The organism is Microbacterium sp. Root280D1 (assembly GCF_001428975.1).
GTDB lineage: Bacteria > Actinomycetota > Actinomycetes > Actinomycetales > Microbacteriaceae > Microbacterium.
Map to the genome: position 1 here is coordinate 1,095,513 of NZ_LMJK01000001.1, position 23,886 is coordinate 1,119,398.

Consider the following 23,886-nt stretch of genomic DNA (forward strand, 5'->3'; position numbering starts at 1 on the left):
TCGAGATGCGAACGAGTGATCGGATCAGCATCTCGTGACCTCGTGACCTCGTGATCGGGTCGATGATCCGATCCGATCACGGGTCCGCTCCGAATCTATTCGGGGGAATGGAAAAGGGAGTCGACGCATGGCTGGGGAACGCTTTCGCTCTGCACTCGAGCAGGCCGACGACCGGATCGTCGCCGGTCGGGCGATGGATGGGGACGTCGCCGCATTCGCGGTGCTGGTGCGCAGGTACACGCCGATGATGCGCGCGTACACGCAGCGGATGCTGAACGCCTCGGCCGATGTCGACGACATCGTCCAGGAGACGTTCGTGACCGCGTGGCAGCGGTTCTCCGAACTGGACGACCCCGCGAAGGTCAAGAGCTGGCTGATGCGCATCGTGAGCCGCAAGGCGGTGGATCGCATCCGCGCACTGCGACCGATGATCGACGTCGACGACGTGGAGCAGGCCGCGCCGCCGCAGGGTGCTCCGGCGCGCGTCGTCGAGGCCCGCGCGGGGATCGAGGCGCTGGGGGCGGCGTTGCAGGAGCTGCCGGCCGCCCAGCGGGAGTGCTGGGTGCTCAGGGAGATGGGCGGGTACTCGTACGACGAGATCGCCGCCGAGCTCGACATATCGGTGTCGACGGCGCGTGGCCTTCTCGCCAGAGCCCGCAAATTCATGATCGTGCGAATGGAGGCCTGGCGATGAGCGATGATCAGGCGACCCCCGACGTCCGTCAGCTCGGTCTCGAACCGGGCGATCTCGACGGGCACACGCTCGAAGAGCTGAGCGACTATCTCGAAGCAGGGAGGGTTCCCCTCGACCCGTCGATCGAGGGCTCGCCGGGATGCCAGCTCGCTCTCGACGCACTCGAGCGGCTGCACGGCCTCGGCGGTCAGCTGATCGACGCCGATGCCGCCGCCATGCCCGAGGTCGATGACAGCTGGGTCGATCGCATCCTCTCGGGCATCGCCCTGGACGCCCGCGCCGGGCGTCGGATCCCGTTCGCAGAGACCGACCCCGCGGTCGACTTCGGAATCACCGAGGGTGCCGTCCGGGGCCTCATCCGCTCGGCGGAGAACGCTGTGCCCGGCATTCTGGTCGGGCGGTCGACACTCGACGGCGACGTCAGCGCCGTGGGCGAGCCGATCCGCATCGCGATCGAGGTCAACGCCGTCTACGGCGAGTCGATCCCGCAGGCGGTGGACCGGCTCCGCGAAGAGGTCGCCGAGCGTCTGCGGCGGCAGACGCCCCTCACGGTGACCGCGATCGACGTCACCGTGCGGGACATCCAGAGAATCAGCAGCGCGGCGGAGGAGACACCATGAGCGTTACCGATCCCACGGGACTCGCTGAGAGGTTCGAGGCGGCCGTGCTGGCCACTCCGGGTGTGCGCAGCGTCTACCGGGCGGGCTCACTGGTGTCGAATCTCGTCGGAGAAGGTGCGGTCGCGATCGGCATCAGCCGGGTCGACGAGCCGCTCGTGGCGGTTCGCGTCGCCGACGAGGGCGTCGTGGTCGAGGCATCGCTCGGCATCGAGTACTCGGCGAGTGCCGTCGAGCTGCTGCAGGACGTCCGCGCGGCCTTGGGGAAGGTCCTGGCGGAGGACGGGCTGGGGCCCGTCGAGATCGTGCTCACGATCGCGTATGTCCATCCTCGGGAGGCATCGTCGGACTGAGTCCGCGTGAGCGCGCTGAGGCGCCGGTCCTGGGTGAGGATCGGCGCCTCCTGGTGGGGCGGCCGGCCTGATGCCGAACGGCGGATCAGGCGATGGCGCGCAGGCCCTCGACGAGAGGCGTCGTGGGACGGCCGATGAGGCGCGCGAGCGTGCCGTCCGACTCGGAGAGCGCGCCCGACGCGATGCCGGCATCCAGAGCGACGACGAAGCCCGCCGTGCCCTCGTCGAGACCGGCCGCCTGGAGTCCGGCGAGCTGCTCGTCGGCCGTGAGCGGCTGATAGGTCACGTCGCGGCCGGAGACCTCCGCGATCGCGGCTGCGAGCTGGGTGTAGTCCCACGCGACGTCGCCGCCGAGTTCATACACCTGCCCGATGTGACCGTCTTCGAGCAGCACGACGGCTGCGGCCTCGGCGAAGTCCTTGCGGCTGGCCGACGCGACGCGGCCGTCGCCGGCTCCGGAGGCGAGCACTCCGGTCTCGGCTGCACGGGCGAGGTCAGCGGCGTAGTTCTCGGTGTACCAGTTGTTGCGCAGGATGACTGCCGGGAGACCGGACGCCGTGATGAGCTCCTCGGTGGCCTTGTGTTCGGGGGCGAGCACGAGATCGCTCGTCGTGGCCTTCGGAGCGCTGGTGTAGACGAACTTCGTGACACCGGCGGACCGGGCGGCGTCGATGACCGCCTGGTGCTGCGCGACGCGCTGCCCGACCTCGGAACCCGAGATCAGCAGGACGCTGTCCACGCCCTCGAGGGCGGAGGTGACGGAGGAGGGGTCGGTGTAGTCGAGCCGCGCGACCCGCACGCCGAGATCCTCGGCCTTCGCGACATCGCGGGCGCCGGCGATGATCGACTGCGGGTCGGCGCCGCGCTCGAGGAGGCTGGCGATGACGAGGCGTCCGAGGTTGCCGGTCGCACCGGTGACGAGGATGGTCATGGGGTGTCCTTTCGTAGGTGACAGAGGCGATAACCTGGCCACCGTGTCGGAACATTCCATACTGCGTGTACCCACTTTGAAGTAAGGTACCTACATGACGGTTAGTTATGCACAGATCCGTGAGTCGACTCCGCAGATCTTCGAGCCGGGATGCAGCACCCGCGTCATCCTCGACCACGTGATGAGCAAGTGGGGCGTGCTCGTGCTCTCGTCCCTCTCCGACGGCACCCATCGCTGGGGCGAACTGCGCCGCGAGGTCGGCGGCATCAGCGAGAAGATGCTCGCCTCGACCCTGCGAACCCTCGCCGACGACGGGCTGGTGCGTCGGGAGTCCTTCCCGACGGTGCCTCCGCACGTCGAGTACAGCCTGACTCCTCTCGGGCGGGATCTCATGGGGCGGATGCTGCCGCTCGTCGAGTGGGTCGCCGACCACGCCGACGGAATGATCGTGCGTGACTCACTCGACTGATTCCGTCGCTCAGTTGCGCAGACGCCCACGGAATCCGTCGGTATAAGAAAAGGATTGACGCGATATACGCGGTACCCGTATGTTCTGAGCATGTCAGCTACGACGCCGATCCATCTCGAACGCCCCGACGGCAAGGGCCTGGCCGCCGGCACCCTCGGTCTGTGGGGCTCGACCGTCATCGGCCTGGCCTCGACGGCCCCCGTCTACTCACTCGTCGCGACGCTCGGCTATGTGGTGCTGGCAGTCGGAGCTCAGGCACCGATCGCGTTCATCATCGCGTTCGTGCCGATGCTGCTGATCGCCTTCGCCTACCGTGAGCTGAACAACGCCGTCCCCGACTGCGGCACCACGTTCACGTGGGGGACGAAGGCGTTCGGTCCCTGGGTCGGCTGGATGGGCGGCTGGGGTGTCGCAGTCGCCGGCATGGTGGTGCTCGCCAACCTCGCCCAGATCGCATCGGTCTACTTCTGGTCCCTGATCGGGTTCGATCTCGAGAACAACGACTGGCGGATCGTCCTCGTCGCTGTGCTGTTCATCGCCGCGATGACCTGGGTCAGCTGGCGCGGCGTCGAGATCGGTGAGCGCATCCAGAACGTTCTGCTGGGCATCCAGTACCTCGCCCTGGCGATCTTCGTCGTCGCCGCTCTCTGGCAGTTCTTCGCGGGTACCGCCCCGAACCCGACGCCGTTCGAGATGGAATGGCTGAACCCGTTCGCGTTCACCAGCTGGCCCGGATTCACCGAGTCGATCCTGCTCGCTCTCTTCATCTACTGGGGCTGGGACACGTGCCTCGCGCTCAACGAGGAGACGAAGGATCCCAAGAAGATCCCCGGTCGCGCGGCGCTGCTGACGACCGTCATCCTCCTCGTCACCTACGTCGGCGTCACGATCGCCGCGATGATGTACGCCGGTCTCGGGTCGGAGGGCACCGGGCTCGGCAACGAGGCCAACGCCGACGACTTCTTCCTGGCGATCAAGGACGGCCTGCTCGGCCCGTTCGGCTGGGTGCTCGTGGTCGCCGTCGTGCTCTCGGCCATCTCGTCGACGCAGACCACGATCCTCCCCACCGCCCGCGGCACCCTCGCGATGGGCGTGTACCGCGCTCTGCCGGCGAAGTTCAAGGACGTGCACCCGACCTACAAGACTCCGTCCTTCTCGACCATCGTCATGGGGGTCGTGGCCATCGCGTACTACATCGGCATGACCCTGATCAGCGACGACATCCTCCAGGACTCGATCCTGTCGCTCGGTCTGGCGATCGCGTTCTACTACGCCATCACCGGGTTCGCCTGCGCCTGGTACTTCCGCAAGGACCTCACCCGCTCGGCGCGCGACTTCCTCTTCAAGGGGCTGTTCCCGGTGCTCGGCGCGGCCATGCTCACCTGGGCCTTCGTGCAGTCGGCGATCGACATGTGGGACGTGGACTACGGCTACACGGTGCTCTTCGGCATCGGCGGCACCTTCGTGATCGGCATCGGAGCGCTCGCGTTCGGCCTCGTGCTCATGTTCGTCTGGTACCTGTTCCCGCGGTCGAAGAGGTTCTTCCGCGGCGAGAGCCTCAACCGCGACACCCAGGTGATGGTGCCCGACGAGCCGGGCCTGATCCGCTCGATCGACGGCGGCATCTGAGCTGCGGCATCCTGTCCGAGCCGGATCGCGCGCGGGTACGCCCTAGGCTTTATCCGTGCGCATCCGGCTCGACATCGCCTACGACGGCACCCACTTCCGCGGGTGGGCCAAGCAGCCCACCCTGCGCACAGTGCAGGGGACTCTCGAGGCCGCGCTTGCTCGCATCGTCGGCTCCGAGGTGCAGTTCGTCGTCGCAGGACGGACGGATGCCGGGGTCCACGCCCTGGGTCAGGTCGCGCACGTCGACCTCGACGAGGAGCAGTGGGCCCGCATCGAGTCGCGTCAGGGTCGTGCGCCGCAGGACCCTGCGGCGTCGATCGCGCGACGGATGAGGGGAGTGCTGGGCGCCTACCCCGATGCGACCGTCACGCGCTCGTCCATCGCTCCCGCTGGATTCGACGCCCGATTCTCTGCGGTCTGGCGGCGTTACCGCTACCGTCTCGCCGACTCGACGGCGGGGTACGACCCTCTTCGGCGCCACGACACGACCGCGCACCGCGGCGTTCTCAACGACCAGGCGATGGATGCCGCGGCGCGGACGCTCATCGGACTCCACGATTTCGCGGCCTACTGCAAACCTCGCGAGGAGGCCACGACGATCCGGACGCTCCTCGACTACCGCTGGTCGAGGGACGCCGAGGGTGTGCTGGTCGCCGAGGTGAAGGCCGACGCGTTCTGCCACAGCATGGTGCGGGCCCTCGTGGGCGCGTGTGTCGCCGTGGGGGAAGGGCGTCTCGACATCGACGATCTGGTCGTGCTGCGCGACGCGCTCACCCGCACCAGCGAGTTCAAGGTCCTGGCGGCGCGGGGACTCACGCTCACCGAGGTCGGCTATCCCGCCGACGATCTGCTGTCGACCAGGGCGGAGCAGACGCGCGCCCGTCGTGACGGCACGAGCGCATGAGTCGGCGGGCTGCGATGTTCGTCGAAGTCACCTCCCCGGGCTGGGCGTTCTGGCGAGCGCTGGTCGACACCTGCATCGGGCTGATCGTCGGCACGCTCTACACGTTCGTCGGCATCATCGTGGTCGGCATCGTGGGGGAGGAGGCGCTGTCGTCCCTGTACTGGCAGATCGACCTCGACCCTCTGTTCCGAGCGAGCATGGGCGTCTTCCTGCTCGCGGCTGCGCTGCTGGCAGCCCTCGTCCCCGTCGTCGTGGTCGCCGAACGCTTCGCGGCACTGCGCGCCGTCGAAGCCGCTGCGCTCGAGAACCCGGATGCCGTGCCGCAGCACTCCCTGCGCCAGACGCTGCAGGCGTCACCGGCCGCACTCCTGCAGAAGACCGGCACGGTGATGTTCTGGTGCGTGGTGGGACTCGGCGCCCTCTTGGCGCTGGGGGTGCTCTTCACGGAAGATCTCCGTGAGGATGCGGTGAGCTGGGTCGCGCTCCTCGTCATCGCCGTGCTGGCCGCCGGCGCCGCGGCGGTGCGACGACTCGGGCGACGAGCCGTCGAGCGCGTTGGGCCGCGGATGAGCACGCAGTGGAGCCGGTGGAAGCGGCTGGTGCCGCTCGCGGAAAGGCGCGACGCCGACCGCAGGGACGCGGCGATGCGCACCGTCGTGCCCCGCTGGCTCGCGGTGCCGAGCGCGCGGACGGTCGGCCGGATCGCGAAGATCCTGCTGACGGCGACGCTCCTCTCGCTCGCGGCCTTCATGCTGTCGGTGTTCATGCGACAGCAGTGCCGCACCTGCGACCCGGTCTACTGGGACGAGCCCATCGAGAACGGCATCGATGTGCTGAGCCTGACCAGCGGCGCAGCGATCGCGATGTGCGCCGCCCTCGGCATCGTCGCCTGGCTCGGGGGAGTCGTCCTGCAGTTCTCGCGCGAGCGCGCGCTGGTGCGGTGGGTCTCGGACGGCGTGCCGCGTCGCGTCGACACGAGCCTGGTCGAGTCCCTGCTCGCGGGCAATCGGTCGATGGTCCGGCTGCAGATCGGTCTGTCCGTGGTCGGGGCGGGTGCTCTCATCGTGGGCACCGGCGCGATCTGGGCGGACTGGACGGCGTTGGACGCACGGTGGCCCCTCGTCGCCGCCGTCGTGCTGATCGCCTCGGGCTTCGTCATCGGCTGGGCGGATTCGCGCCGACGTCGCAGAGAGCGCCAGCTCGCGCGGGATGCACTGTTCCCCGGCGACGTCGGACGCCGCGGCGACGCGACGACGCGAGGGCGGGCGATTGCCACCGGAATCCAAGACTGACGCACTACCGTGAAGTGCGATGAAGGTCATCTCGTACAACTTGCAGAAGCACCGCGCCGCAGGAGAGCTCGCGGCGCTGGTCTCGACGCACGATCCTGACATCCTGTGCCTGCAGGAGTGCGATGTCGCGGACCTGCCGGAGACCATCGGAGACCTCACCCTCGCAGATGCGACACAGGGCAACCGGCTGGGACTCGCGATGTTCTATCGCGCGAGCGAGTTCCACCTGCAGGGCATCCGCACGATCGAGCTGAAGAAGTCGCTGCACGACCGCATCGCCAAGCCCGCGCACGAGCGGGTCCTGGGCGCACGGCTGCGGGACATCGACGCGGGGCGCGAGTTCATCGCCGCGTCGTTCCATGCGGCGCCGCTCACGGCCCTGAACTCCCTGCGGCGGCATCAGATCCGGGCGGCGCTCACCGAGCTGGCGACGCTCGGCGAGGGACTGCCGCAGCTGATGGTCGGCGACTACAACTACCCCGTGTTCAAGGAGAACCTCGGTCAGACGATCCGCGAACACGGATACGCGCTGACACTGAGCGACGATCACACCTACACCCGGTACCGCGTGTTCCGCGGCCACTACGACTTCGCCACCTCTGTCGGCTTCGAGATCCAGCGGGTCACCACGCTCCCGCAGGGGATGAGCGACCACCGTCCGATCCTGGTGACCACCCGCTTCGACTGACCGCCGACCGGCCCGGTTTGGGAGAACGCTCGGAATGACGTAAGCTGTCACTTTGGTACTCGACTGCCGAGTGCCACGAACGTGAGCCCTCCACTGGCGTGTTCCTCCCTGTAGGGAAGAACCACCCCGGAGTGGGATTCACGAACTTCTCCGTTCGAACAAGAAAGCAGCACTATCGTGACGCGCACTTACACCCCTAAGGCCGGCGAGGTCCAGCGTGACTGGGTCGTCATCGACGCCACTGACGTCGTTCTCGGCCGTCTGGCCTCGCACGCCGCTACGCTCCTGCGTGGCAAGCACAAGCCCACCTTCGCCAACCACATCGACTCGGGTGACTTCGTCATCATCGTGAACGCCGACAAGGTCGCGCTCACCGGTCAGAAGCTCCAGAAGAAGCTGGCCTACCGCCACTCGGGTTACCCGGGCGGCCTGAAGTCGGTCACCTACGCCGAGCTCATGGAGAAGAACCCGGTCCGTGCTGTCGAGAAGGCCATCCGTGGCATGCTTCCCAAGAACAGCATCGGCCGTCAGCAGCTGTCGAAGCTCAAGGTCTACGTCGGTGGAGAGCACCCGCACGCCGCTCAGCAGCCGAAGACGTACACCCTCGACCAGGTCGCCCAGTAAGCGCCGTAAAGACTTAAGGACATACTCGTGGCTGACATCCAGGACACCACCGAAAACCCCCAGAACTTCTCGACGTCGACTCCCGAGACCGACGCAGTCGAGGCGGCTCCCCGCCCCGTGCTGAGCGTCCCGGGTGCCGCTGTCGGCCGTCGCAAGCAGGCCATCGCCCGCGTGCGTCTCGTCCCCGGCTCGGGAACGATCACGGTCAACGGCCGCACGCTCGAGGACTACTTCCCGAACAAGCTGCACCAGCAGCTGATCAACGACCCGTTCACCATCCTCAACCTCGCCGGCGGCTACGACGTCATCGCGCGCATCTCGGGCGGTGGCCCCTCGGGCCAGGCCGGTGCACTGCGTCTCGGCATCGCTCGTTCGCTCAACGGCATCGACGAGGAGAACAACCGTCCGACCCTGAAGAAGGCCGGCTTCCTGTCGCGCGACGCTCGCGTCAAGGAGCGCAAGAAGGCTGGACTCAAGAAGGCCCGCAAGGCGCCTCAGTACTCGAAGCGTTAAGGTCCACCGCTCCGATGCCGATCTTTGGCACGGACGGCGTGCGAGGGCTTGCCAATGGCATCCTCACCGCCGACCTCGCGCTCACCCTGGCCCAGGCGACTGCTGTCGTCCTGGGCCAGGGCCGTACTGCTGAGGCTCGTAAAGCCGAAGGCAAGCGACTCACTGCAGTCGTGGCCCGCGACCCCCGGGTCTCCGGTCACTTCCTGACCGCTGCCGTCTCCGCAGGACTCGCATCCTCCGGCGTCGACGTGCTCGAGGCCGGAGTGATCCCGACGCCGGCTCTCGCGTTCCTCGTCGCCGACCGCGACGCCGACTTCGGTGTGATGATCTCGGCCTCGCACAACGCGGCACCCGACAACGGGATCAAGATCTTCGCCCGCGGCGGCGTGAAGCTGCCCGATGTCGTCGAGCAGCGGATCGAAGAGGCCATGGCCGGCGAGAAGCTGCGTCCGACCGGTGCCGGCGTGGGCAGGATCATCCGATTCTCCGACGCCGAAGACCGCTACGTCGTCCACCTGCTCGGCTCGCTGCCGAACCGACTCAACGGCATCAAGGTCGTGCTCGACTGCGCCCACGGCGCCGCATCCGGCGTCTCGCCGGAGACCTTCCGCGATGCCGGGGCCGATGTCACCGTGATCGGTGCCGATCCGGACGGCTGGAACATCAACGACGGCGTCGGTTCGACGCACCTCGACCAGCTCGCCGAGGCTGTCGTCCGTCTCGGTGCCGACATCGGGATCGCGCATGACGGCGATGCCGATCGATGCCTGGCTGTCGACGCTCAGGGCAACGTCATCGACGGTGATCAGATCATGGCGATCCTCGCGGTCGCGATGAAGGAACGCGGTCACCTCACCGACGACACCCTCGTCGCCACCGTGATGAGCAATCTCGGTCTGCACATCGCCATGCGCGAGCAGGGGATCACGGTTCGACAGACCGCGGTGGGCGACCGCTACGTCCTCGAGGACATGAACCGGGGCGGCTACGCCCTGGGCGGAGAGCAGTCCGGACACGTCATCATGAGCGAGTTCGCGACCACCGGTGACGGTCTGCTCACAGGGCTCCACCTCGTCGCCGAGATGGCGCGCCAGAACAAGACGATCGCCGAGCTCGCGAGCGTGATGACCGTCTACCCGCAGGTGCTGATCAACGTCCGCGACGTCGACAAGGACGCGCTCGAGTCCGATGCCGTCGTGCAGCAGGCCGTTCGCGAGGTCGCAGCCGAACTCGGCGAGACGGGCCGGGTGCTCCTGCGCAAGTCGGGCACCGAGGCGCTCGTCCGAGTCATGGTCGAGGCACCGGATGCGGAATCCGCGCAGTCGTACGCGGACCGCCTCGTCGATGTGGTGCGGGAGCGCCTCTCCCTCTGAACCGTCGAGCGCGCCGTGCGGCACCGACCCCTGGTCAGTCGCGCGGCGCGCTCCAGTTCAACTGCTCGATGTATCTCAGCAGCACGCCCTCGCGCAGCGCCCACGGCGATACTTCGAGCTCGTCGACGTCGAGCGCCGTCATTGCCGTGTGCAGCGATACGGCGGCGGCGACGATCTGGAACGTGCGATCCGCCGTGATCCCGGGCAGCTCCTGCCGCGCGGATGCGGGCAGGCGAGCGAGTCGAGGGATCCACGATCCCAGCGCTGCTCGCGGCAGCACCATGCGCTGGATCCCCGACCATCCGGGAACCGGATAGCCGGCCAGTCGAGCCAGAGATCGGATCGCCTTCGAGGAGCCGACGACGTGATCGGGCCGCGGGAGCGCGGTGAATCGGGGAAGCACCTCGGCAAGGGTGGCGCTCGCGTGCTCGCGAAGCCGCTCGACGTCGTCTTCGCCCGGCGGGTCCTGCGGAAGGAACTGCACGGTCATCCGACCGGCTCCGAGTGGGACGGATGCCGCGGCGTCGGGAAGCTCGTCGCCGCCCGCCGCGACCTCGAGCGATCCGCCGCCGATGTCGAGGAGAAGGAGCTGGCCTGCCGACCAGCCGAACCAGCGCCGAACGGCGAGGAAGGTGAGTTCGGCCTCGGTCTCTCCATCGAGCACCTGCAGAGGCTGGCCGAGGGCGGCTTCGATGCGGGCGATCACGTCGGCGCCGTTCCGGGCGTCGCGCACCGCACTCGTCGCGGTGGCGAGCAGCTCATCGACCCGCTCGGCTTCCGCGACCGCGCGCGCCTGGGCCACGGCCGCTTCGAGTGCGCGCACCCCCTCTTCCGAGATTGATCCGTCATCCGTGAGGTAGCGCATCAGGCGCAGGACGGTGCGGTCGCTGGTGGTCGCCAGCGGCCTGCCGCCGGGGCGGACGTCGGCGGCGAGCATGTGGACGGTGTTGGAACCGATGTCGAGTACTCCCAGGCGCACGGATAGAGACTACTCGTGCGCCGTTACGATGTATCCGTGACCACCGCCGACCCCACGCTGCCGCTGTCTCCGTATCGCGAGATCGGGCGCGATGAATGGGCGCGATTGGCGGCGGGACTCGACCAGCCGCTCACCGAGACCGAGGTCGTCGAACTCCGGGGCATCGGCGACCGGCTCGACCTTGCCGAGGTGCGCGAGGTCTATCTGCCGCTCAGTCGACTGCTGAGCCTCTACGCGACGGCCACCAAGCGGCTGGGCGCCGCGACCAGCTCGTTCCTTCAGGAGGACGATTCCACGACCCCGTTCGTGGTCGGAGTCGCCGGCTCGGTCGCCGTCGGCAAGTCGACGATCGCCCGTCTGCTGCGCGAGCTGATGAGCCGCTGGCCGGGCACCCCTCGCGTCGAGCTCGTGACGACGGACGGGTTCCTGCATTCGAATGCCGAGCTCGAGCGCAGGGGCCTGATGGAGCGCAAGGGTTTTCCGGAGTCCTACGACCGGAGGGCGCTGCTCGAGTTCCTCACCGAGGTGAAGAGCGGTGCGGCAGAGGTGCGGGCGCCGTTCTACTCGCACATGCGCTACGACATCGTCCCCGACGCCCATGTGGTCGTCCGTCGCCCCGACGTCGTGATCGTCGAGGGCCTGAACGTCCTCCAGCCGCCGCCCGCCCCCAATGACGTGGCCGTCAGCGACCTCTTCGACTTCTCGATCTTCGTCGACGCCGACACCTCGCACATCGAGAAGTGGTACGTCGATCGGTTCCTCGCACTGCGCCAGGGCGCGTTCTCGAATCCCTCGTCCTACTTCAACGTCTTCGCCCACTTGACCGATGACGAGGCGATCACGACGGCTCTCGGCTATTGGAACGAGATCAACATGCCGAACCTGGTCGAGAACGTGATGCCGACCAAGCATCGCGCGCGTCTCGTGCTCAACAAGGGCGTCGACCACAGCGTCGAGAGCGTGCTCCTGCGGAAGCTCTGACCGGTCGGCTATTTCGTTCGGAACCTTCGCAAAAAGCCCGCCTTACTCTTGACGACATGTGTGGAATCGTCGGATACGTGGGCCCGCGGCCCAGCCAGGACATCCTGCTCGCAGGCCTCGCCCGTCTCGAGTACCGCGGGTATGACTCCGCGGGTGTCGCCGTCATCGACGGCGACGGTTCCCTCGGGATGCGCAAGAAGGCGGGAAAGCTCGCCATGCTGCGCGATTCGCTGAAGGATGCCGAGCTGTCGGACGGCAACACGGGCATCGGGCACACCCGCTGGGCCACCCACGGTGGGCCCACCGACGAGAATGCGCACCCGCATCTCGCCGATGACGACAAGCTCGCCGTGATCCACAACGGCATCATCGAGAACTTCGCCTCGCTCCGCGACGAGCTGCTCGCCGATGGCGTCAGCTTCCGCAGCGAGACCGACACCGAGGTCGCTGCCGCGCTGCTCGGCCGCGAGTACCGCAACAACGGTGGAGACCTGCAGGGCGCGTTCCGCGCCGTCGTCAACCGCCTCGAGGGCGCTTTCACCCTGCTCGCGATGCATCAGGACCACCCGGGCCTGGTCGTGGGTGCTCGCCGCAACTCGCCCCTGGTGATCGGCCTCGGCGAGGGTGAGAACTTCCTCGGCTCCGACGTCGCCGCGTTCATCGAGCACACCCGCAAGGCACTGGCCATCGGCCAGGACCAGATCGTCTCGATCACCCCGGACGCCGTCACCGTCACCGACTTCGCCGGCACGCCTGTCGAGGCCGAGCCGTTCGACGTCTCGTGGGACGCCGCCGCCGCCGAGAAGGGCGGCTGGTCGAGCTTCATGGCCAAGGAGGTCGCCGAGCAGCCCGAGGCGGTCGCTAACACGATCCGTGGCCGCATCCAGGGCGACCAGGTCGTGATCCCCGAGCTCGACGGGCTCGACGACCTGTTCCTCGGCATCAACCGCATCATCATCACCGCCTGCGGTACGGCCGCGTACTCGGCGCTCGTCGGCAAGTACGCGATCGAGCAGTGGGCGCGGGTCCCCGTCGACGTCGAGCTGGCGCATGAGTTCCGCTACCGCGACCCGGTGATCGGCGACGACACCCTCGTGATCTCGATCAGCCAGTCCGGTGAGACGATGGACACGTTGATGGCCGTCAAGTACGCGAGGGAGCGCGGCGCGCGCACCCTCTCCATCTGCAACACGCAGGGTGCGACGATCCCTCGCGAGTCCGATGCGGTGGTCTACACCCACGCCGGGCCCGAGGTCGCAGTGGCGTCGACGAAAGCCTTCTCGGCGCAGATCACCGCTCTGCTGCTGCTCGGCCTGCACGTGGGGCGCGTGCGCGGCTCCGTCCAGGATGCGTCGGTCGACGTCGCCGAGCTCACCGCCCTTCCCGAGAAGATCGCCAAGGTCCTCGAGAGCGAGCAGGAGCATGTCACCCAGCTCGCGAGCTGGATGGCCGACACCCGTTCGGTGCTGTTCCTCGGTCGTCACGTGGGCTTCCCGATCGCACTCGAAGGCGCGTTGAAGCTCAAGGAGATCTCGTACATCCACGCGGAGGGCTTCGCCGCCGGCGAGCTGAAGCACGGCCCGATCGCACTGATCGAGCCCGGACAGCCCGTCTTCGTGCTAGTGCCGTCGCCTCGGCACTCGGCTGTGGTCCACTCCAAGGTCGTCTCGAACATCCAGGAGATCCGCGCTCGCGGAGCTCGGGTGATCGTGGTGGCGGAAGAGGGCGATGCGGCCGTGCTGCCGTTCGCCGACGAGGTCATCCGCATCCCGCTCGCCGGCGCGATGTTCGAGCCGCTGCTCGCTGTCGTCCCGCTGCAGATCTTCGCGATGGCGCTCGCCACGGCCAAGGGGCTCGACGTCGACCAGCCGCGCAACCTCGCCAAGTCCGTCACCGTCGAGTAAGCGTCGTCGGCCTCGGGAGGCGGCTCGTCGAGACACGTCACCCATCCGGGGCACGGGCGGCGTGCAGAGGCTGGGCCGACCGATTCGGGATGCCGCGACTAGGCTGAACTGGTGATCATCGGGACCGGCATCGACCTCGTGGACATCCCGCGGTTCGAGCGGACGATGGAGCGCACGCCGCGGCTTCTGGAGCGGCTGTTCGCGCCGGGGGAGCGGGGTCTCAGACTGCCGTCGCTCGCCGCGCGCTATGCCGCGAAGGAAGCCCTGATCAAGACGCTCGGCGGCTCTGACGGCGTGCACTGGATCGAGATCGAGATCGCCTCCGAGGCATCCGGCCGCCCGCATTTCGTGCTCTCCGGTTCCACCGCCGACGTCGTCGCAGAGCGCGGGATCACCCGACTGCACCTGACCCTCACCCATGACGCGGGGCTCGCCGCAGCGTTCGTGGTCGCCGAAGGAGAGCCGCTGTGACCGTTCCGTTCCGCGAAGCCCGCATCGAGCTGGATGCCATCAGCGACAACGTCCGCCATTTCCGCAGACTCACCGGCGTGCAGGTCATCGCCGTCGTGAAGGCGAACGCCTACGGCCACGGGGCTGCCGCGACTGCCGTCGCCGCCCTCGCCGGGGGTGCCACTCGTCTGGGGGTCGCCGAGATCCCTGAGGCGCTCGAACTTCGTCGTCAGGGCATCACCGCTCCGATCGTCGCCTGGCTGCACGCGCCGGGCGAGCGTTTCGACCAGGCTGCGGCGCACGACATCGAGGTGGGAATCTCGTCGTTCGACCAGCTCGAAGCGGCGGGAGCGGTCGCCTCGGTCGACCGCCCGGTCGGCGTGCACCTCAAGTTCGAGACCGGGCTGTCGCGCAACGGCATCGCCCCGGCGGACTGGCGTCGTGTGCTCGCCGAAGCCGCGCGCCTCGAACGCATCGGGCGGCTGCGCATCGTCGGGCTCTTCAGCCACCTCTCGAACACGTCGCCCCAGGACGACCGTGAGGCACTCGCGAAGTTCGAGGAGGCGGTCACGGCGGCGGCGTCGTTCGGCATCCATCCCGAGATCCGGCACATCGCGGCGACAGCGGCCGCGATCGACCTGCCGGAGATGCGTCTGGACGCCGTGCGCATCGGCATCGGCATCTACGGCCTCTCGCCGTTCGACGACCGCTCTTCTGCGGAGCTGGGGCTTCGCCCGGCCATGACGCTGCGGGGGGCGATCGCCGCCGTCCGCCGCGTGCCGGCCGGCGCCGGGGTGTCGTACGGATACGACCACCGCACCTCCCGCGACACGACGCTGGTGCTCGTCCCGCTGGGATACGCCGACGGCGTGCCGCGCCACGCATCCGGGCGCCTGCCCGTATCGATCGCCGGGCGCCGATACACGAACGTCGGCCGCATCGCCATGGACCAGTTCGTCGTGGACGTCGGGGACGCCCCGGTGTCGATCGGCGACGAGGTCGTGCTGTTCGGCGACCCGACGCTCGGCGTGCCCTCGGCATCGGAGTGGGCGAACGCCGCATCGACCATCGACTACGAGATCGTGACGCGCATCGGCGCCCGTGTTCCCCGGCGGTCGGCATGAGCGTCGACCCGTCCTTCCTGGGGCGCCGCGAGATCGAGACCTCGGACGCGATGGAGCAGCTCGGCTTCCGCATCGGCGAGCAGCTCGAAGCGGGCGACCTGCTGATCCTCACCGGCCCGCTCGGCGCAGGCAAGACGACGTTCACCCGCGGACTCGCGGAGGGTCTGGGCGTACGCGGCCCCGTGCAGAGCCCCACCTTCGTGATCGCCCGCACGCACCCCTCGCTCGTCGGACGCGCGCCGCTCGTGCACGTCGACGCCTACCGGCTCGGCTCAGGGGCAGAGCTCGACGATCTCGACCTCGACCTCGCACGATCGGTCGTGGTGATCGAGTGGGGACGCGGGATGGCCGAGGACCTGGCCGAGACCTGGTGGGACATCGAGCTGGAGCGTCCCGTCGGCGGTGACGACGAGCTCGACCCCTCGGAGCTCGACGCCGACGCACCGCGGCACGTGTCGATCACGCGTGGCGGACGCTCAGCGATCACCGGCTGAACGACGACTACCCTGGAGAGGTGATCCTCGCCGTCGACACCTCCCTGGGCACCGCCGTCGCCCTCATCGACGATGACGGCACGCGTCTGTCAGACGCCTCGGCCGCCGATCCGCTCCGTCACGCGGAGGTCATCGGCGAGCTGCTCGTGCGGGCCCTCGACGCGTCCGGATCAGGCCCGATCGATCATGTGGTGGCCGGTATGGGCCCGGGGCCGTTCACCGGACTCCGCATCGGCATCGCGACGGCACGCACGTTCGCGCTGGGGCGTGGCATCCCCGTCGTCCCCGTGCCGAGCCACTTCGCCGCAGCGCTCACGGCCGTCGACCATCACGCCGTGACCGGGCCGTTCGCCATCGTCACCGACGCCCGCCGCCGAGAGGTCGCCATCACCGTCTTCGACGGAACGGATGCCGACGGCATCCCGCACGTCATCACGGACACCGTGCTGGTCGCACGCGTCGACGCCGACGAGCACCTCCAGGGGATCCGCCGTATCGATGTGGAGACGCTGTCGGGCGTCGATCTGGCTCGCGTGGGCGCGAGGGCGTTGGCTGCCGGGCGCACACTCGCGGGCACCGAGCCGATCTATCTGCGTCAGCCCGACGTCACCGTGCCGGGAGCGCCCAAGAAGGTGGGGTCATGACGCTGCGCGACGCGACGCCAGACGATCTCGACGCCATCATGGCGATAGAGCACCGCTCGTTCCCCACCGACGCGTGGAGCTCGGAGGCGATGGCCCTGGAGCTCGCGAGCCCGCACGGACGCTATCTGGTCGACGAGCAGGACGGCGCGATCATCGGCTACGGCGGAGTCCGTGCACTGCAGGGGTCGAGTGACGCCGACATCCAGACCATCGCGTTCGACGTCGAGCACCGCGGTCGCGGTCGCGGCCGGGCGCTTCTGCGGTCCCTTCTCGATGCCGCGGTGGAACGCGGAGCCAGAGAGGTCTTCCTCGAGGTGCGGGCAGACAACCCCGGTGCCGAGGGGCTGTACCGCTCGGAGGGGTTCGAGGAGATCGGACGTCGCCCCCGCTACTACCAGCCCGACGACGTCGACGCGATCGTGATGCGCCTCGCCCTGCAGCAACCGCGCTCCGAGCATCGAGATGAGACGGCGTCGGATGCCGCGAAGGAGGCGACCTCATGACCGAGCCGCTGGTGCTGGGCATCGAGACGAGCTGCGACGAGACCGGCATCGGGATCGTCCGCGGACGCACGCTGCTCTCGAACACGATCGCGTCGAGCATGGACGAGCACGCCCGCTACGGCGGAGTGGTTCCCGAGGTCGCCGCCCGCGCCCATCTCGAGGCGCTGCAACCCTCGATCGACGCCGCCCTGGCCGAGGCCGGCGTGCGGCTCGGCGACCTCGACGCGGTGGCCGTCACGAGCGGACCCGGCCTCGCGGGAGCGCTCATGGTCGGCGTCGGCGCCGCCAAGGGGCTGGCGGTGTCGCTCGACAAGCCGCTGTACGCGGTCAATCACCTGGTCGGACACATCGCCGCCGACATCCTGACTCCCGACTCCGAGCCGCTGGAGTACCCGACGATCGCGCTGCTGGTATCGGGCGGGCACACCTCGCTGCTGCACGTGCGCGATCTCACGACCGACGTCGAGATGCTGGGCGAGACCATGGACGATGCCGCGGGGGAGGCGTTCGACAAGGTCGCCCGACTGCTGTCGCTGCCGTACCCCGGCGGACCCGAGATCGATCGAGCGGCACTCGACGGAGATCCGAACGCGATCCGCTTCCCTCGAGGGCTTTCGCGCGCCTCCGACCTCGCGAAGCACCGTTACGACTTCTCCTTCTCCGGGCTCAAGACCGCTGTCGCGCGCTGGGTCGAGCGCTGCGAGGCAGACGGCGTTCCCGTGCCCGTCGCCGACGTCGCCGCGAGCTTCCGTGAGGCGGTCGTCGATGTGCTCGTGACGAAGGCGCTCGCCGCGTGCGCAGACCTCGGCGTGCCCCGCCTGCTGCTCGGTGGAGGAGTGATCGCCAACCGACGACTCCGCGAGGTCGCCCTCGCGAGGGCGGAGAAGGCCGGCGTGACGGTGCGCATCCCGCCGTTGTCGCTGTGCACCGACAACGGCGCGATGATCGCGGCGCTCGCCGCGGAGCTCATCGCGTCCGGCCGTCGCCCGTCGACGCTGGCGTTCGGAGCCGACTCGACGCTTCCCGTCACCGAGATCCAGGTCGACGAGCGCGTCGCGGTGATGTGATGAGCGACGTGCCTCGCACTCCGGATAGGGCGGGTGCAGAACCGGGGCCCGCCTCGAGTGCCGCGGTGCCGCCGACCAGGATCGAGCGCCCGAGCGGCGAGGTCGAGCATCCGGCGGGGTCGGCACGCATACCCGGGTCGCGCCGCGAGGGATACACGAAGCTCCCCACCGGCCCGGTCGGAGTCGAGCCGGTGGTCGTCACGGGGCCAGTCGCCGAGGACATCGGTCGGGAGGGCGACTGGGAGCCGGCGACGGGCACGTCCGCCGTGGACGACACCCGCCTCGCTCCCTGGGCGCTGATGGCGGCGGTCGTCGCCTTGGCCGCGTCGTTCTTCGTCGGTTGGGGCATCCCGATCGCCATCGTCGCCGTGATCGCGTCGATCATGTCGCTGCGCCGACCGGTCGAGAGCCGCGCCATCGCTCGTTGGGCGCTCGTTCTCGGTCTGTGTGCGACCGTCTACAGCCTCGGCTGGCTCGTCTGGGCCGGGATGCAGTTCGAGAGACTCGGATAGCCGATGCTCGACGCGGACCGATCCGTCGAGCTGCGCGCGCTCCAGGCGCGGGCGTACGGCCGTGCGGGGTCGTTGAGCGCGGCGGATGCAGCGCGGCTGCGCGAGCTGGAATCCGCGAAGACGCGTCTGGCGGGGCCGCCGGCGACGAGAAGTCCGGAGACGCGTGCGCCGGACCCTGCGCAGGCTCCGCGGGGCGTTGCCGAGGAGGAGGGGAGCGCGTCACCTCCCGACCCGGCCGTGGACATCGAGGCCCAGGGCGGGTCCCCGCGCATCGCGCTGCGACACCATCGGCGTCTCGCGGTCGCGGTCGCCACGGCCTTCGCGGTCATCGGCCTCGCGCTGGGCTGGCTTCTCTTCACCGACCGGGGTCCCGCGCCGATGCAGCTCAGCGCCCAGCAGGAGGAGTGGCAGAGCGCGATCGTCGCATCGGGGGACTTCGACCCGGGGTCGGTGCGGGCCATGGCGGAGGAAGAAGGCGTCGTGATCTGGTTCGCGACGAAGAACGAGAGCGCTGACGTGTGCCTGGTGCTCGGACACGAGGACGCGACGGCTCCCGCGTGCACGACGCGGGAGCAGGCCGTGGTCCAGGGCGTGAATGCCACTCTCACGAAACCCGTGAGCCAGAGTCAGACTTATGACGTCGAGGCGCAGATGTTCCTCACGCCGGCCGGCCAGCCGGCGGTCGTCACCCGCAGCTACATTACCTCGCCGCAGTCCACGGCGATGTTCGCCAGCCCCGACGAGGCGGAGGCGGCGACCGCCCTCGCCGAGCGGACGGGACTGGACCGGCGGACGATCCTGGTCGCCGGCTACGACGACGACGTGCCGATCTGGACGGGGATCGACATGTCCACGCAGAGGTACTGTCTCGTCTACGACGGGTCGATGCCCGACCCTCCGATGGCCTGCGATGACAGCATCATGCTCGCCGACGCGGACAGGACGCTCGTGCTCGACGTCGTGGGTGAGGGGAAGACGACCCGCTACGAGTACCGGTTCGGCTACGGTCAGCAGTACCTGACCGTGACGAAGGGCTGGGAGGGCGAGGATGCTGCAGGAGAGTGACTCTGCCGAGCTGCGCGCACTGCAGGTCAAAGCGTACGGCCGCGACGGTGGCCTGACCGAGGCCGAGGCGGCGAGGCTGAGAGAGCTCGAATCGCTGCGCGGCGAGCCTGGCAGGCCTGACCGGGTCGACCCTGGCCCGCGTGACCGGGTCGACGCGCCGGTCGGGCAGGGACCGGCCCACGAGCTGCCGACGTCGGAGAAGCCGTTCCGTGACGGTCAGGCACCCGTCGCCGACGCTTCCCCCAGCGCGCCCGGCGAACACGCGGACGACGGAAGTCAGTCCACCGAGACCGGAGGCCTCCGCGCGGCATTCCGTCAGCACTGGAAGGCGGTCGCCGCGGCATCCGCACTTCTGCTCGTGATCGGTCTCGGCACCGGCTGGGCGCTCTTCGGGCGTTCCGGCGATGCCGTCGCGTTGACTTCCGCGCAGCAGGAGCGGCGCGCGGAATTGCAGGCCGAGGGCGGGTTCGACCCGGGCAGTCTGCGCGCGATCGGACAGGACGAGGACGCCCTCGTCTGGTACGCGACGAAGGACGACGGCGAGACGGTGTGCCTGACGCTCGACGCCGCCGACAAGTCGTCGGATCAGTGCCAGCCCGCGGCCGATCTCGACAACGGGAACGGCATCGGCCTGAACGCGAGCGTCGCGGTGCCAGGGGAGGGGGACGAGGGCCTCGAGGAGATCTGGGCGTCCGCCGCGCGAGCGATGAACGGGGAGGTCGTCGGCATCATCCAGCGATGGCGTTCGGACGAGAACTCCTGGCTGTCGCAGTTCCAGGGCGACGAGCGGGAACGCGCCGAGCAGCTGGTCCAGGAGGGTTTCGAAGAGTTCTCCTTCTCGGTCGTCGGGTACTTCCGCGATGCCCCGGTCTGGCGCGCACAGCGCGTCGAGAGCGACGACATCCAGGACTGCCTCATCGTCGATGCCGTCCAGGCCGTCGAATGCCGCCCGGCGAGCGAGGGACAATCGTCGGCGGACGTCATCGAGGTCGCCGGAACCGTCGTGGACGAGGCCGGAGGGATGATCTCCGACTGGAGCGTGCGTCTCGCGTACACGTTGAACGGCATGCCCTACCTCGTGGTGTCCGGAGACAGCACGACGGCGACGGCTGAGCAGACGGTGAGGCCCGGTGAGACACTCGAGCTCGGCGGCGAATACCAGGATCCGATCCAGGTCGACATCCCGTCCGACGACTCCGAGGGCTAGGCGCCGGGGAGACGTCAGCCCGCTGCCGGCACCCGATCGGCGAGGATCGCTCGTCGCTGATCACCCACGCGAGTGAGGATCAGCGTCGCGGTCTGCTCGCCCCGCAGCGCCAGCTTCTTGCGGAAGGCCGCGGGGTCGATGTCCATGCCGCGCTTCTTGATCTCGAGGGATCCGATGTCGTTCGCCTTGAGGACTGCGCTGATCGCCTTCGGGTTCGCCGGCATCGTCTCGCGCACCCGGAACGACTGCACGAACGGACTGGTGACCGCGGCGTCAGAGGTGAGGTACGCGATGCGCTCGTCGAGCATTCCCGCGTCGAGGCTGCGCGCGACATCGCCGATCAGACGCGCCCGGATCACCGCCCCGTCCGGCTCGTGCAGGAACGCGCCGAGTTCCCGCACGGGCTCGTCGACGGCGTCGGCGCCTGCGGTGAGTTCATGTGAGCGCTCGCCGCGGATCACGAGGGCGGAACGGCGGATGCCGTCGCGGGCGAGTGCGCGCGTCCAGAGCACGAGCTCGACCACGCTGCCGTCTGCGCTCACCCACTGCGCCTCGGCGTCGACGGGAAGCGAATCGCGGTCGTGACCGGGACCGAGCTTGATGCCCGTCGATGTGCGCGAGGCCACATCGAAGGCCCAGTCCAGCGGCGGAGAGTAGTCATCGGACGAGACCCGGCGCGTCTCGCTGTGCCCGGCGGTGCGGCGGGCCGGATCCATCCAGATCGCCTGGTTCTCGTGGCCCTCGACGGGCACGTGCGCCTCGGCCGTGCCGTGGATCACCCTCGCGCTGTCTCCGAGAGGCGCCAGGTTGTACGCCGCGATCGCCGAGGTCACCTCGTCGGCGTCGACGGCGACGACGTCGAGCCCTGCACCGGCGAAGGCAAGAGAATCCCCGCCGATGCCGCAGCCGAGATCCGCGACGCGAGTGATGCCGGCGCGGCGCATCCGCTGGGCATGCCGGGCGGCCACGCCCAGCCGTGTCGCCTGCTCGAGTCCGGCCCGGGTGAACAGCATCCGGGCCGCGAAGTCGCCGAACTTGCCTTTCGCCTTGGTGCGAAGTCGTGCCTGTCCGACCACGGCCGAGACGAGCTCGGGCGAGTGGCCGGCCGCACGCAGCCGGGATACGATCCGAGCGACGTCGGCGACCTCGTCGACGGGGCCGAGTTCGTCCAGCGTCTTCAGGCCCTCGGGGGTGAGCAGTGCGCGCAGCTCGGAGATCTCCACTGCCCCAGCTTAGGCGGCGGGCTGTTCGCCGCATTGGCACTCGCATTGCGTGAGTGCCAGCGGAACGCCTAGACTGGATTAGCACTCTCGGGTTGAGAGTGCGAAAAGTCTTCCTGTCAGCGTCAAGAAAGAAGAGGTAGACCGTGTCGGTTTCCATCAAGCCGCTCGAGGACCGCATCGTCATCAAGCAGGTCGAGGCCGAGCAGACCACCGCGAGTGGCCTGGTCATCCCCGACACCGCCAAGGAGAAGCCCCAGGAGGGCGAGGTCGTGGCCGTGGGCCCCGGCCGCATCGATGACAACGGCAACCGCGTTCCGCTCGACGTCGCCGTGGGCGACCGTGTGCTCTACAGCAAGTACGGCGGCACCGAGGTGAAGTTCGGCGCAGACGAGTACCTCGTCCTGTCGGCTCGCGACGTGCTCGCAGTCGTCGTCCGCTGAGACAACGTCTTCGGAAGGCCCGGATGCATCACGCATCCGGGCCTTCCTGCGTGTTCGGCCACCGGTGCATCGATTCCTGCCAATGTCCGGACGGCGGGTCTCGTGGGGCGGAGGCGGCGCGGCGACGGGCATAGGGTTGTGCGGTGACCCCGACGAATGCCGCCTCCCGAGCCACTCAGACGGCGGGTGTCGCGTACGCGGGGGGAGCGTATCTGCTCTGGGGCGTGCTGCCCCTCTACTTCCTGCTGCTCGTGCCCACCGGTCCGTGGGAAGTAGTCGCGTGGCGCGTGCTGCTGTCGTTCGTCTTCTGCCTGCTCCTCCTCACCGTGATGCGCGGCTGGGCCGCCTTCGGCGTCATCGTCCGACAGCCGAGGCTGCTGGGATGGACGGCTCTGGCGGGTGTCCTGATCTACGTCAACTGGCAGGTGTTCCTCATCGGAACCCTCTCCGGGAACATCGTGGAGACCAGCCTCGGGTACTTCATCAACCCGATCACCACCGTGCTGCTCGGGGTGTTCGTGCTCAAGGAGCGCATCCGCAGGCTCCAGTGGGCGGCGATCGGCATCGCGGCGGTCGCCGTGATCGTGATCGTCCTCTTCTACGGCGAGTTCCCGTGGATCGCCCTCTCGCTGACCGCCTCGTTCGGCGTCTACGGACTCATCAAGAAGAAGATCGGCCCCGCGGTCGATGCGGTCAGCGGACTCACGCTCGAGTCGTTCTGGCTGATCCCGATCGCCGTCGTGCAGCTGATCCTCGTCGCCGCCACCCCCGCCGGGATCACGATGGGCTCCCACGGTGTGTGGCATGCGGTGCTTCTCGCGTTCGCCGGTGTGGCCACGGCGGTGCCCCTGCTGCTCTTCGCCGCGGGCGCCCGGCGCATCAACCTCACCGTCATCGGGATGATCCAGTTCATCACCCCCGTCATGCAGTTCATCGTCGGCGCGGTCGTGCTCGGCGAGCCGATGCCGGCCGAGCGGTGGGCGGGCTTCATCATCGTCTGGGTCGCGATCCTCGTGTTCCTGATCGACCTGCTGCTCGCCGCGCGTCGCGGACGCCGGATCGATCAGCCGACACTCGTCTGAACTCCCGGTTCACCCGTCCGGAAACTCGGTGTCGGATCGTTAACGCACCGAAACATCGGCGACCCCTACGCGAAGCCTTTCAGTCCTAGTGTTAGAGCACCCGACCGTGGTCACAATCCACGGC

The 23,886-nt window shown here is 68.7% G+C and carries 27 protein-coding genes; 24 read left to right on the top strand and 3 right to left on the bottom strand.

All coding sequences use genetic code 11. The features are described from left to right. The first annotated feature begins 127 nt into the window (after nt 1–127). Genes ASE34_RS05285 through ASE34_RS05295 form a run of 3 tightly spaced genes read left to right on the top strand, consistent with a single transcriptional unit; the run spans nt 128 to nt 1,664 of the window. Complete coding sequence (locus tag ASE34_RS05285; protein WP_056277222.1) at nt 128–694, top strand: RNA polymerase sigma factor; 567 nt, start codon at nt 128–130, stop codon at nt 692–694. After that, on the top strand, nt 691–1,314 hold the full coding sequence (locus tag ASE34_RS05290) for an Asp23/Gls24 family envelope stress response protein (protein ID WP_056277225.1): 624 nt from the start codon (nt 691–693) through the stop codon (nt 1,312–1,314). Before ASE34_RS05285 ends, ASE34_RS05290 begins: the two co-directional genes overlap by 4 nt. Next, nucleotides 1,311–1,664, top strand: a complete 354-nt coding sequence (locus ASE34_RS05295) for a hypothetical protein (protein WP_056277230.1) — start codon at nt 1,311–1,313, stop codon at nt 1,662–1,664. Before ASE34_RS05290 ends, ASE34_RS05295 begins: the two co-directional genes overlap by 4 nt. Nucleotides 1,665–1,749: 85 nt before the next feature. On the opposite strand, the gene ASE34_RS05300 is transcribed toward ASE34_RS05295, so the two are convergent. Next, nucleotides 1,750–2,595, bottom strand: a complete 846-nt coding sequence (locus ASE34_RS05300; protein WP_056277233.1) for an SDR family oxidoreductase — start codon at nt 2,593–2,595, stop codon at nt 1,750–1,752. 94 nt (nt 2,596–2,689) lie between these two features. On the opposite strand from ASE34_RS05300, the gene ASE34_RS05305 reads away from it, so the two are divergent. From ASE34_RS05305 to glmM, 8 genes are all read left to right on the top strand, one after another. Continuing rightward, the gene (locus tag ASE34_RS05305) at nt 2,690–3,064 is read left to right on the top strand and encodes a winged helix-turn-helix transcriptional regulator (protein WP_053098935.1); all 375 of its coding nucleotides are present in this window, start codon (nt 2,690–2,692) and stop codon (nt 3,062–3,064) included. Nucleotides 3,065–3,154: 90 nt separating this feature from the next. Continuing rightward, nucleotides 3,155–4,693 (top strand): APC family permease, encoded by a 1,539-nt coding sequence (locus tag ASE34_RS05310; protein WP_053098936.1) that lies wholly within the window; start codon nt 3,155–3,157, stop codon nt 4,691–4,693. Nucleotides 4,694–4,748: 55 nt separating this feature from the next. Further along, nucleotides 4,749–5,597, top strand: a complete 849-nt coding sequence (truA, locus tag ASE34_RS05315; RefSeq protein ID WP_056277236.1) for a tRNA pseudouridine(38-40) synthase TruA — start codon at nt 4,749–4,751, stop codon at nt 5,595–5,597. 14 nt (nt 5,598–5,611) lie between these two features. After that, nucleotides 5,612–6,889, top strand: coding sequence for a hypothetical protein (locus tag ASE34_RS05320; protein WP_056277239.1), 1,278 nt, complete (start codon nt 5,612–5,614; stop codon nt 6,887–6,889). Between the two features lie 19 nt (nt 6,890–6,908). Beyond that, nucleotides 6,909–7,577, top strand: coding sequence for an endonuclease/exonuclease/phosphatase family protein (locus tag ASE34_RS05325; protein WP_056277241.1), 669 nt, complete (start codon nt 6,909–6,911; stop codon nt 7,575–7,577). 177 nt (nt 7,578–7,754) lie between these two features. Next, entirely contained in the window at nt 7,755–8,201 is a 447-nt protein-coding gene (rplM, locus tag ASE34_RS05330) for a 50S ribosomal protein L13 (RefSeq protein ID WP_045253410.1), read from the top strand. A gap of 27 nt (nt 8,202–8,228) precedes the next feature. After that, on the top strand, nt 8,229–8,714 hold the full coding sequence (gene rpsI / locus ASE34_RS05335) for a 30S ribosomal protein S9 (protein WP_042539158.1): 486 nt from the start codon (nt 8,229–8,231) through the stop codon (nt 8,712–8,714). 14 nt (nt 8,715–8,728) lie between these two features. After that, nucleotides 8,729–10,087 carry a phosphoglucosamine mutase gene (gene glmM, locus ASE34_RS05340; protein WP_053098940.1) on the top strand — a complete coding sequence of 453 codons (1,359 nt, stop codon included), beginning with the start codon at nt 8,729–8,731 and terminating at the stop codon, nt 10,085–10,087. Between the two features lie 34 nt (nt 10,088–10,121). On the opposite strand, the gene ASE34_RS05345 is transcribed toward glmM, so the two are convergent. Further along, nucleotides 10,122–11,066 (bottom strand): Ppx/GppA phosphatase family protein, encoded by a 945-nt coding sequence (locus tag ASE34_RS05345; protein WP_053098941.1) that lies wholly within the window; start codon nt 11,064–11,066, stop codon nt 10,122–10,124. A gap of 36 nt (nt 11,067–11,102) precedes the next feature. On the opposite strand from ASE34_RS05345, the gene coaA reads away from it, so the two are divergent. From coaA to ASE34_RS05400, 11 genes are all read left to right on the top strand, one after another. After that, nucleotides 11,103–12,047: a type I pantothenate kinase gene (coaA, locus tag ASE34_RS05350; protein WP_056277244.1), complete on the top strand. Its 945-nt coding sequence runs from the start codon at nt 11,103–11,105 to the stop codon at nt 12,045–12,047. A 56-nt stretch (nt 12,048–12,103) separates the two neighbouring features. Continuing rightward, on the top strand, nt 12,104–13,951 hold the full coding sequence (glmS, locus tag ASE34_RS05355; protein ID WP_053098943.1) for a glutamine--fructose-6-phosphate transaminase (isomerizing): 1,848 nt from the start codon (nt 12,104–12,106) through the stop codon (nt 13,949–13,951). A gap of 111 nt (nt 13,952–14,062) precedes the next feature. Continuing rightward, nucleotides 14,063–14,422, top strand: coding sequence for a holo-ACP synthase (locus ASE34_RS05360; RefSeq protein ID WP_056277247.1), 360 nt, complete (start codon nt 14,063–14,065; stop codon nt 14,420–14,422). Then, on the top strand, nt 14,419–15,525 hold the full coding sequence (gene alr / locus ASE34_RS05365; protein WP_056277250.1) for an alanine racemase: 1,107 nt from the start codon (nt 14,419–14,421) through the stop codon (nt 15,523–15,525). Before ASE34_RS05360 ends, alr begins: the two co-directional genes overlap by 4 nt. Then, nucleotides 15,522–16,019, top strand: coding sequence for a tRNA (adenosine(37)-N6)-threonylcarbamoyltransferase complex ATPase subunit type 1 TsaE (gene tsaE / locus ASE34_RS05370; RefSeq protein WP_053098946.1), 498 nt, complete (start codon nt 15,522–15,524; stop codon nt 16,017–16,019). Before alr ends, tsaE begins: the two co-directional genes overlap by 4 nt. 20 nt (nt 16,020–16,039) lie before the next feature. After that, entirely contained in the window at nt 16,040–16,663 is a 624-nt protein-coding gene (gene tsaB / locus ASE34_RS05375) for a tRNA (adenosine(37)-N6)-threonylcarbamoyltransferase complex dimerization subunit type 1 TsaB (protein ID WP_056277254.1), read from the top strand. Beyond that, nucleotides 16,660–17,166: a ribosomal protein S18-alanine N-acetyltransferase gene (rimI, locus tag ASE34_RS05380; RefSeq protein WP_056277256.1), complete on the top strand. Its 507-nt coding sequence runs from the start codon at nt 16,660–16,662 to the stop codon at nt 17,164–17,166. The genes tsaB and rimI overlap by 4 nt, the downstream gene beginning before the upstream one ends. Next, nucleotides 17,163–18,233 (top strand): tRNA (adenosine(37)-N6)-threonylcarbamoyltransferase complex transferase subunit TsaD, encoded by a 1,071-nt coding sequence (gene tsaD / locus ASE34_RS05385; protein WP_056277258.1) that lies wholly within the window; start codon nt 17,163–17,165, stop codon nt 18,231–18,233. Before rimI ends, tsaD begins: the two co-directional genes overlap by 4 nt. A gap of 65 nt (nt 18,234–18,298) precedes the next feature. Beyond that, nucleotides 18,299–18,745 carry a hypothetical protein gene (locus ASE34_RS05390; RefSeq protein ID WP_235567435.1) on the top strand — a complete coding sequence of 149 codons (447 nt, stop codon included), beginning with the start codon at nt 18,299–18,301 and terminating at the stop codon, nt 18,743–18,745. 3 nt (nt 18,746–18,748) lie between these two features. Further along, nucleotides 18,749–19,810, top strand: coding sequence for a hypothetical protein (locus ASE34_RS05395; protein ID WP_056277263.1), 1,062 nt, complete (start codon nt 18,749–18,751; stop codon nt 19,808–19,810). Continuing rightward, a complete protein-coding gene (locus ASE34_RS05400) occupies nt 19,794–21,017 on the top strand; it encodes a hypothetical protein (RefSeq protein WP_056277266.1) in 1,224 nt (407 codons plus the stop codon). The genes ASE34_RS05395 and ASE34_RS05400 overlap by 17 nt, the downstream gene beginning before the upstream one ends. A 14-nt stretch (nt 21,018–21,031) precedes the next feature. Here ASE34_RS05400 and ASE34_RS05405 read toward each other — a convergent pair whose 3' ends face one another. Beyond that, entirely contained in the window at nt 21,032–22,240 is a 1,209-nt protein-coding gene (locus tag ASE34_RS05405) for a class I SAM-dependent methyltransferase (protein ID WP_056277269.1), read from the bottom strand. A 143-nt stretch (nt 22,241–22,383) separates the two neighbouring features. On the opposite strand from ASE34_RS05405, the gene groES reads away from it, so the two are divergent. Both groES and rarD read left to right on the top strand, forming a co-directional pair. After that, on the top strand, nt 22,384–22,680 hold the full coding sequence (groES, locus tag ASE34_RS05410) for a co-chaperone GroES (protein ID WP_039394204.1): 297 nt from the start codon (nt 22,384–22,386) through the stop codon (nt 22,678–22,680). A 143-nt stretch (nt 22,681–22,823) separates the two neighbouring features. Next, nucleotides 22,824–23,762 carry an EamA family transporter RarD gene (gene rarD / locus ASE34_RS05415; protein WP_056277272.1) on the top strand — a complete coding sequence of 313 codons (939 nt, stop codon included), beginning with the start codon at nt 22,824–22,826 and terminating at the stop codon, nt 23,760–23,762. Nucleotides 23,763–23,886 lie beyond the last annotated feature (124 nt).

Coding starts and splice junctions, on each gene's coding strand:
- ASE34_RS05285 (WP_056277222.1), top strand. CDS start 128: ATGGCTGGGGAACGCTTTCGCTCTGCACTCGAGCAGGCCGACGACCGG.
- ASE34_RS05325 (WP_056277241.1), top strand. CDS start 6,909: ATGAAGGTCATCTCGTACAACTTGCAGAAGCACCGCGCCGCAGGAGAG.
- glmS (WP_053098943.1), top strand. CDS start 12,104: ATGTGTGGAATCGTCGGATACGTGGGCCCGCGGCCCAGCCAGGACATC.
- ASE34_RS05300 (WP_056277233.1), bottom strand. CDS start 2,595: ATGACCATCCTCGTCACCGGTGCGACCGGCAACCTCGGACGCCTCGTC.
- tsaD (WP_056277258.1), top strand. CDS start 17,163: ATGACCGAGCCGCTGGTGCTGGGCATCGAGACGAGCTGCGACGAGACC.
- ASE34_RS05320 (WP_056277239.1), top strand. CDS start 5,612: ATGTTCGTCGAAGTCACCTCCCCGGGCTGGGCGTTCTGGCGAGCGCTG.
- ASE34_RS05395 (WP_056277263.1), top strand. CDS start 18,749: ATGCTCGACGCGGACCGATCCGTCGAGCTGCGCGCGCTCCAGGCGCGG.
- glmM (WP_053098940.1), top strand. CDS start 8,729: ATGCCGATCTTTGGCACGGACGGCGTGCGAGGGCTTGCCAATGGCATC.
- ASE34_RS05310 (WP_053098936.1), top strand. CDS start 3,155: ATGTCAGCTACGACGCCGATCCATCTCGAACGCCCCGACGGCAAGGGC.
- tsaE (WP_053098946.1), top strand. CDS start 15,522: ATGAGCGTCGACCCGTCCTTCCTGGGGCGCCGCGAGATCGAGACCTCG.
- ASE34_RS05290 (WP_056277225.1), top strand. CDS start 691: ATGAGCGATGATCAGGCGACCCCCGACGTCCGTCAGCTCGGTCTCGAA.
- rimI (WP_056277256.1), top strand. CDS start 16,660: ATGACGCTGCGCGACGCGACGCCAGACGATCTCGACGCCATCATGGCG.
- ASE34_RS05305 (WP_053098935.1), top strand. CDS start 2,690: ATGACGGTTAGTTATGCACAGATCCGTGAGTCGACTCCGCAGATCTTC.
- ASE34_RS05400 (WP_056277266.1), top strand. CDS start 19,794: ATGCTGCAGGAGAGTGACTCTGCCGAGCTGCGCGCACTGCAGGTCAAA.
- ASE34_RS05295 (WP_056277230.1), top strand. CDS start 1,311: ATGAGCGTTACCGATCCCACGGGACTCGCTGAGAGGTTCGAGGCGGCC.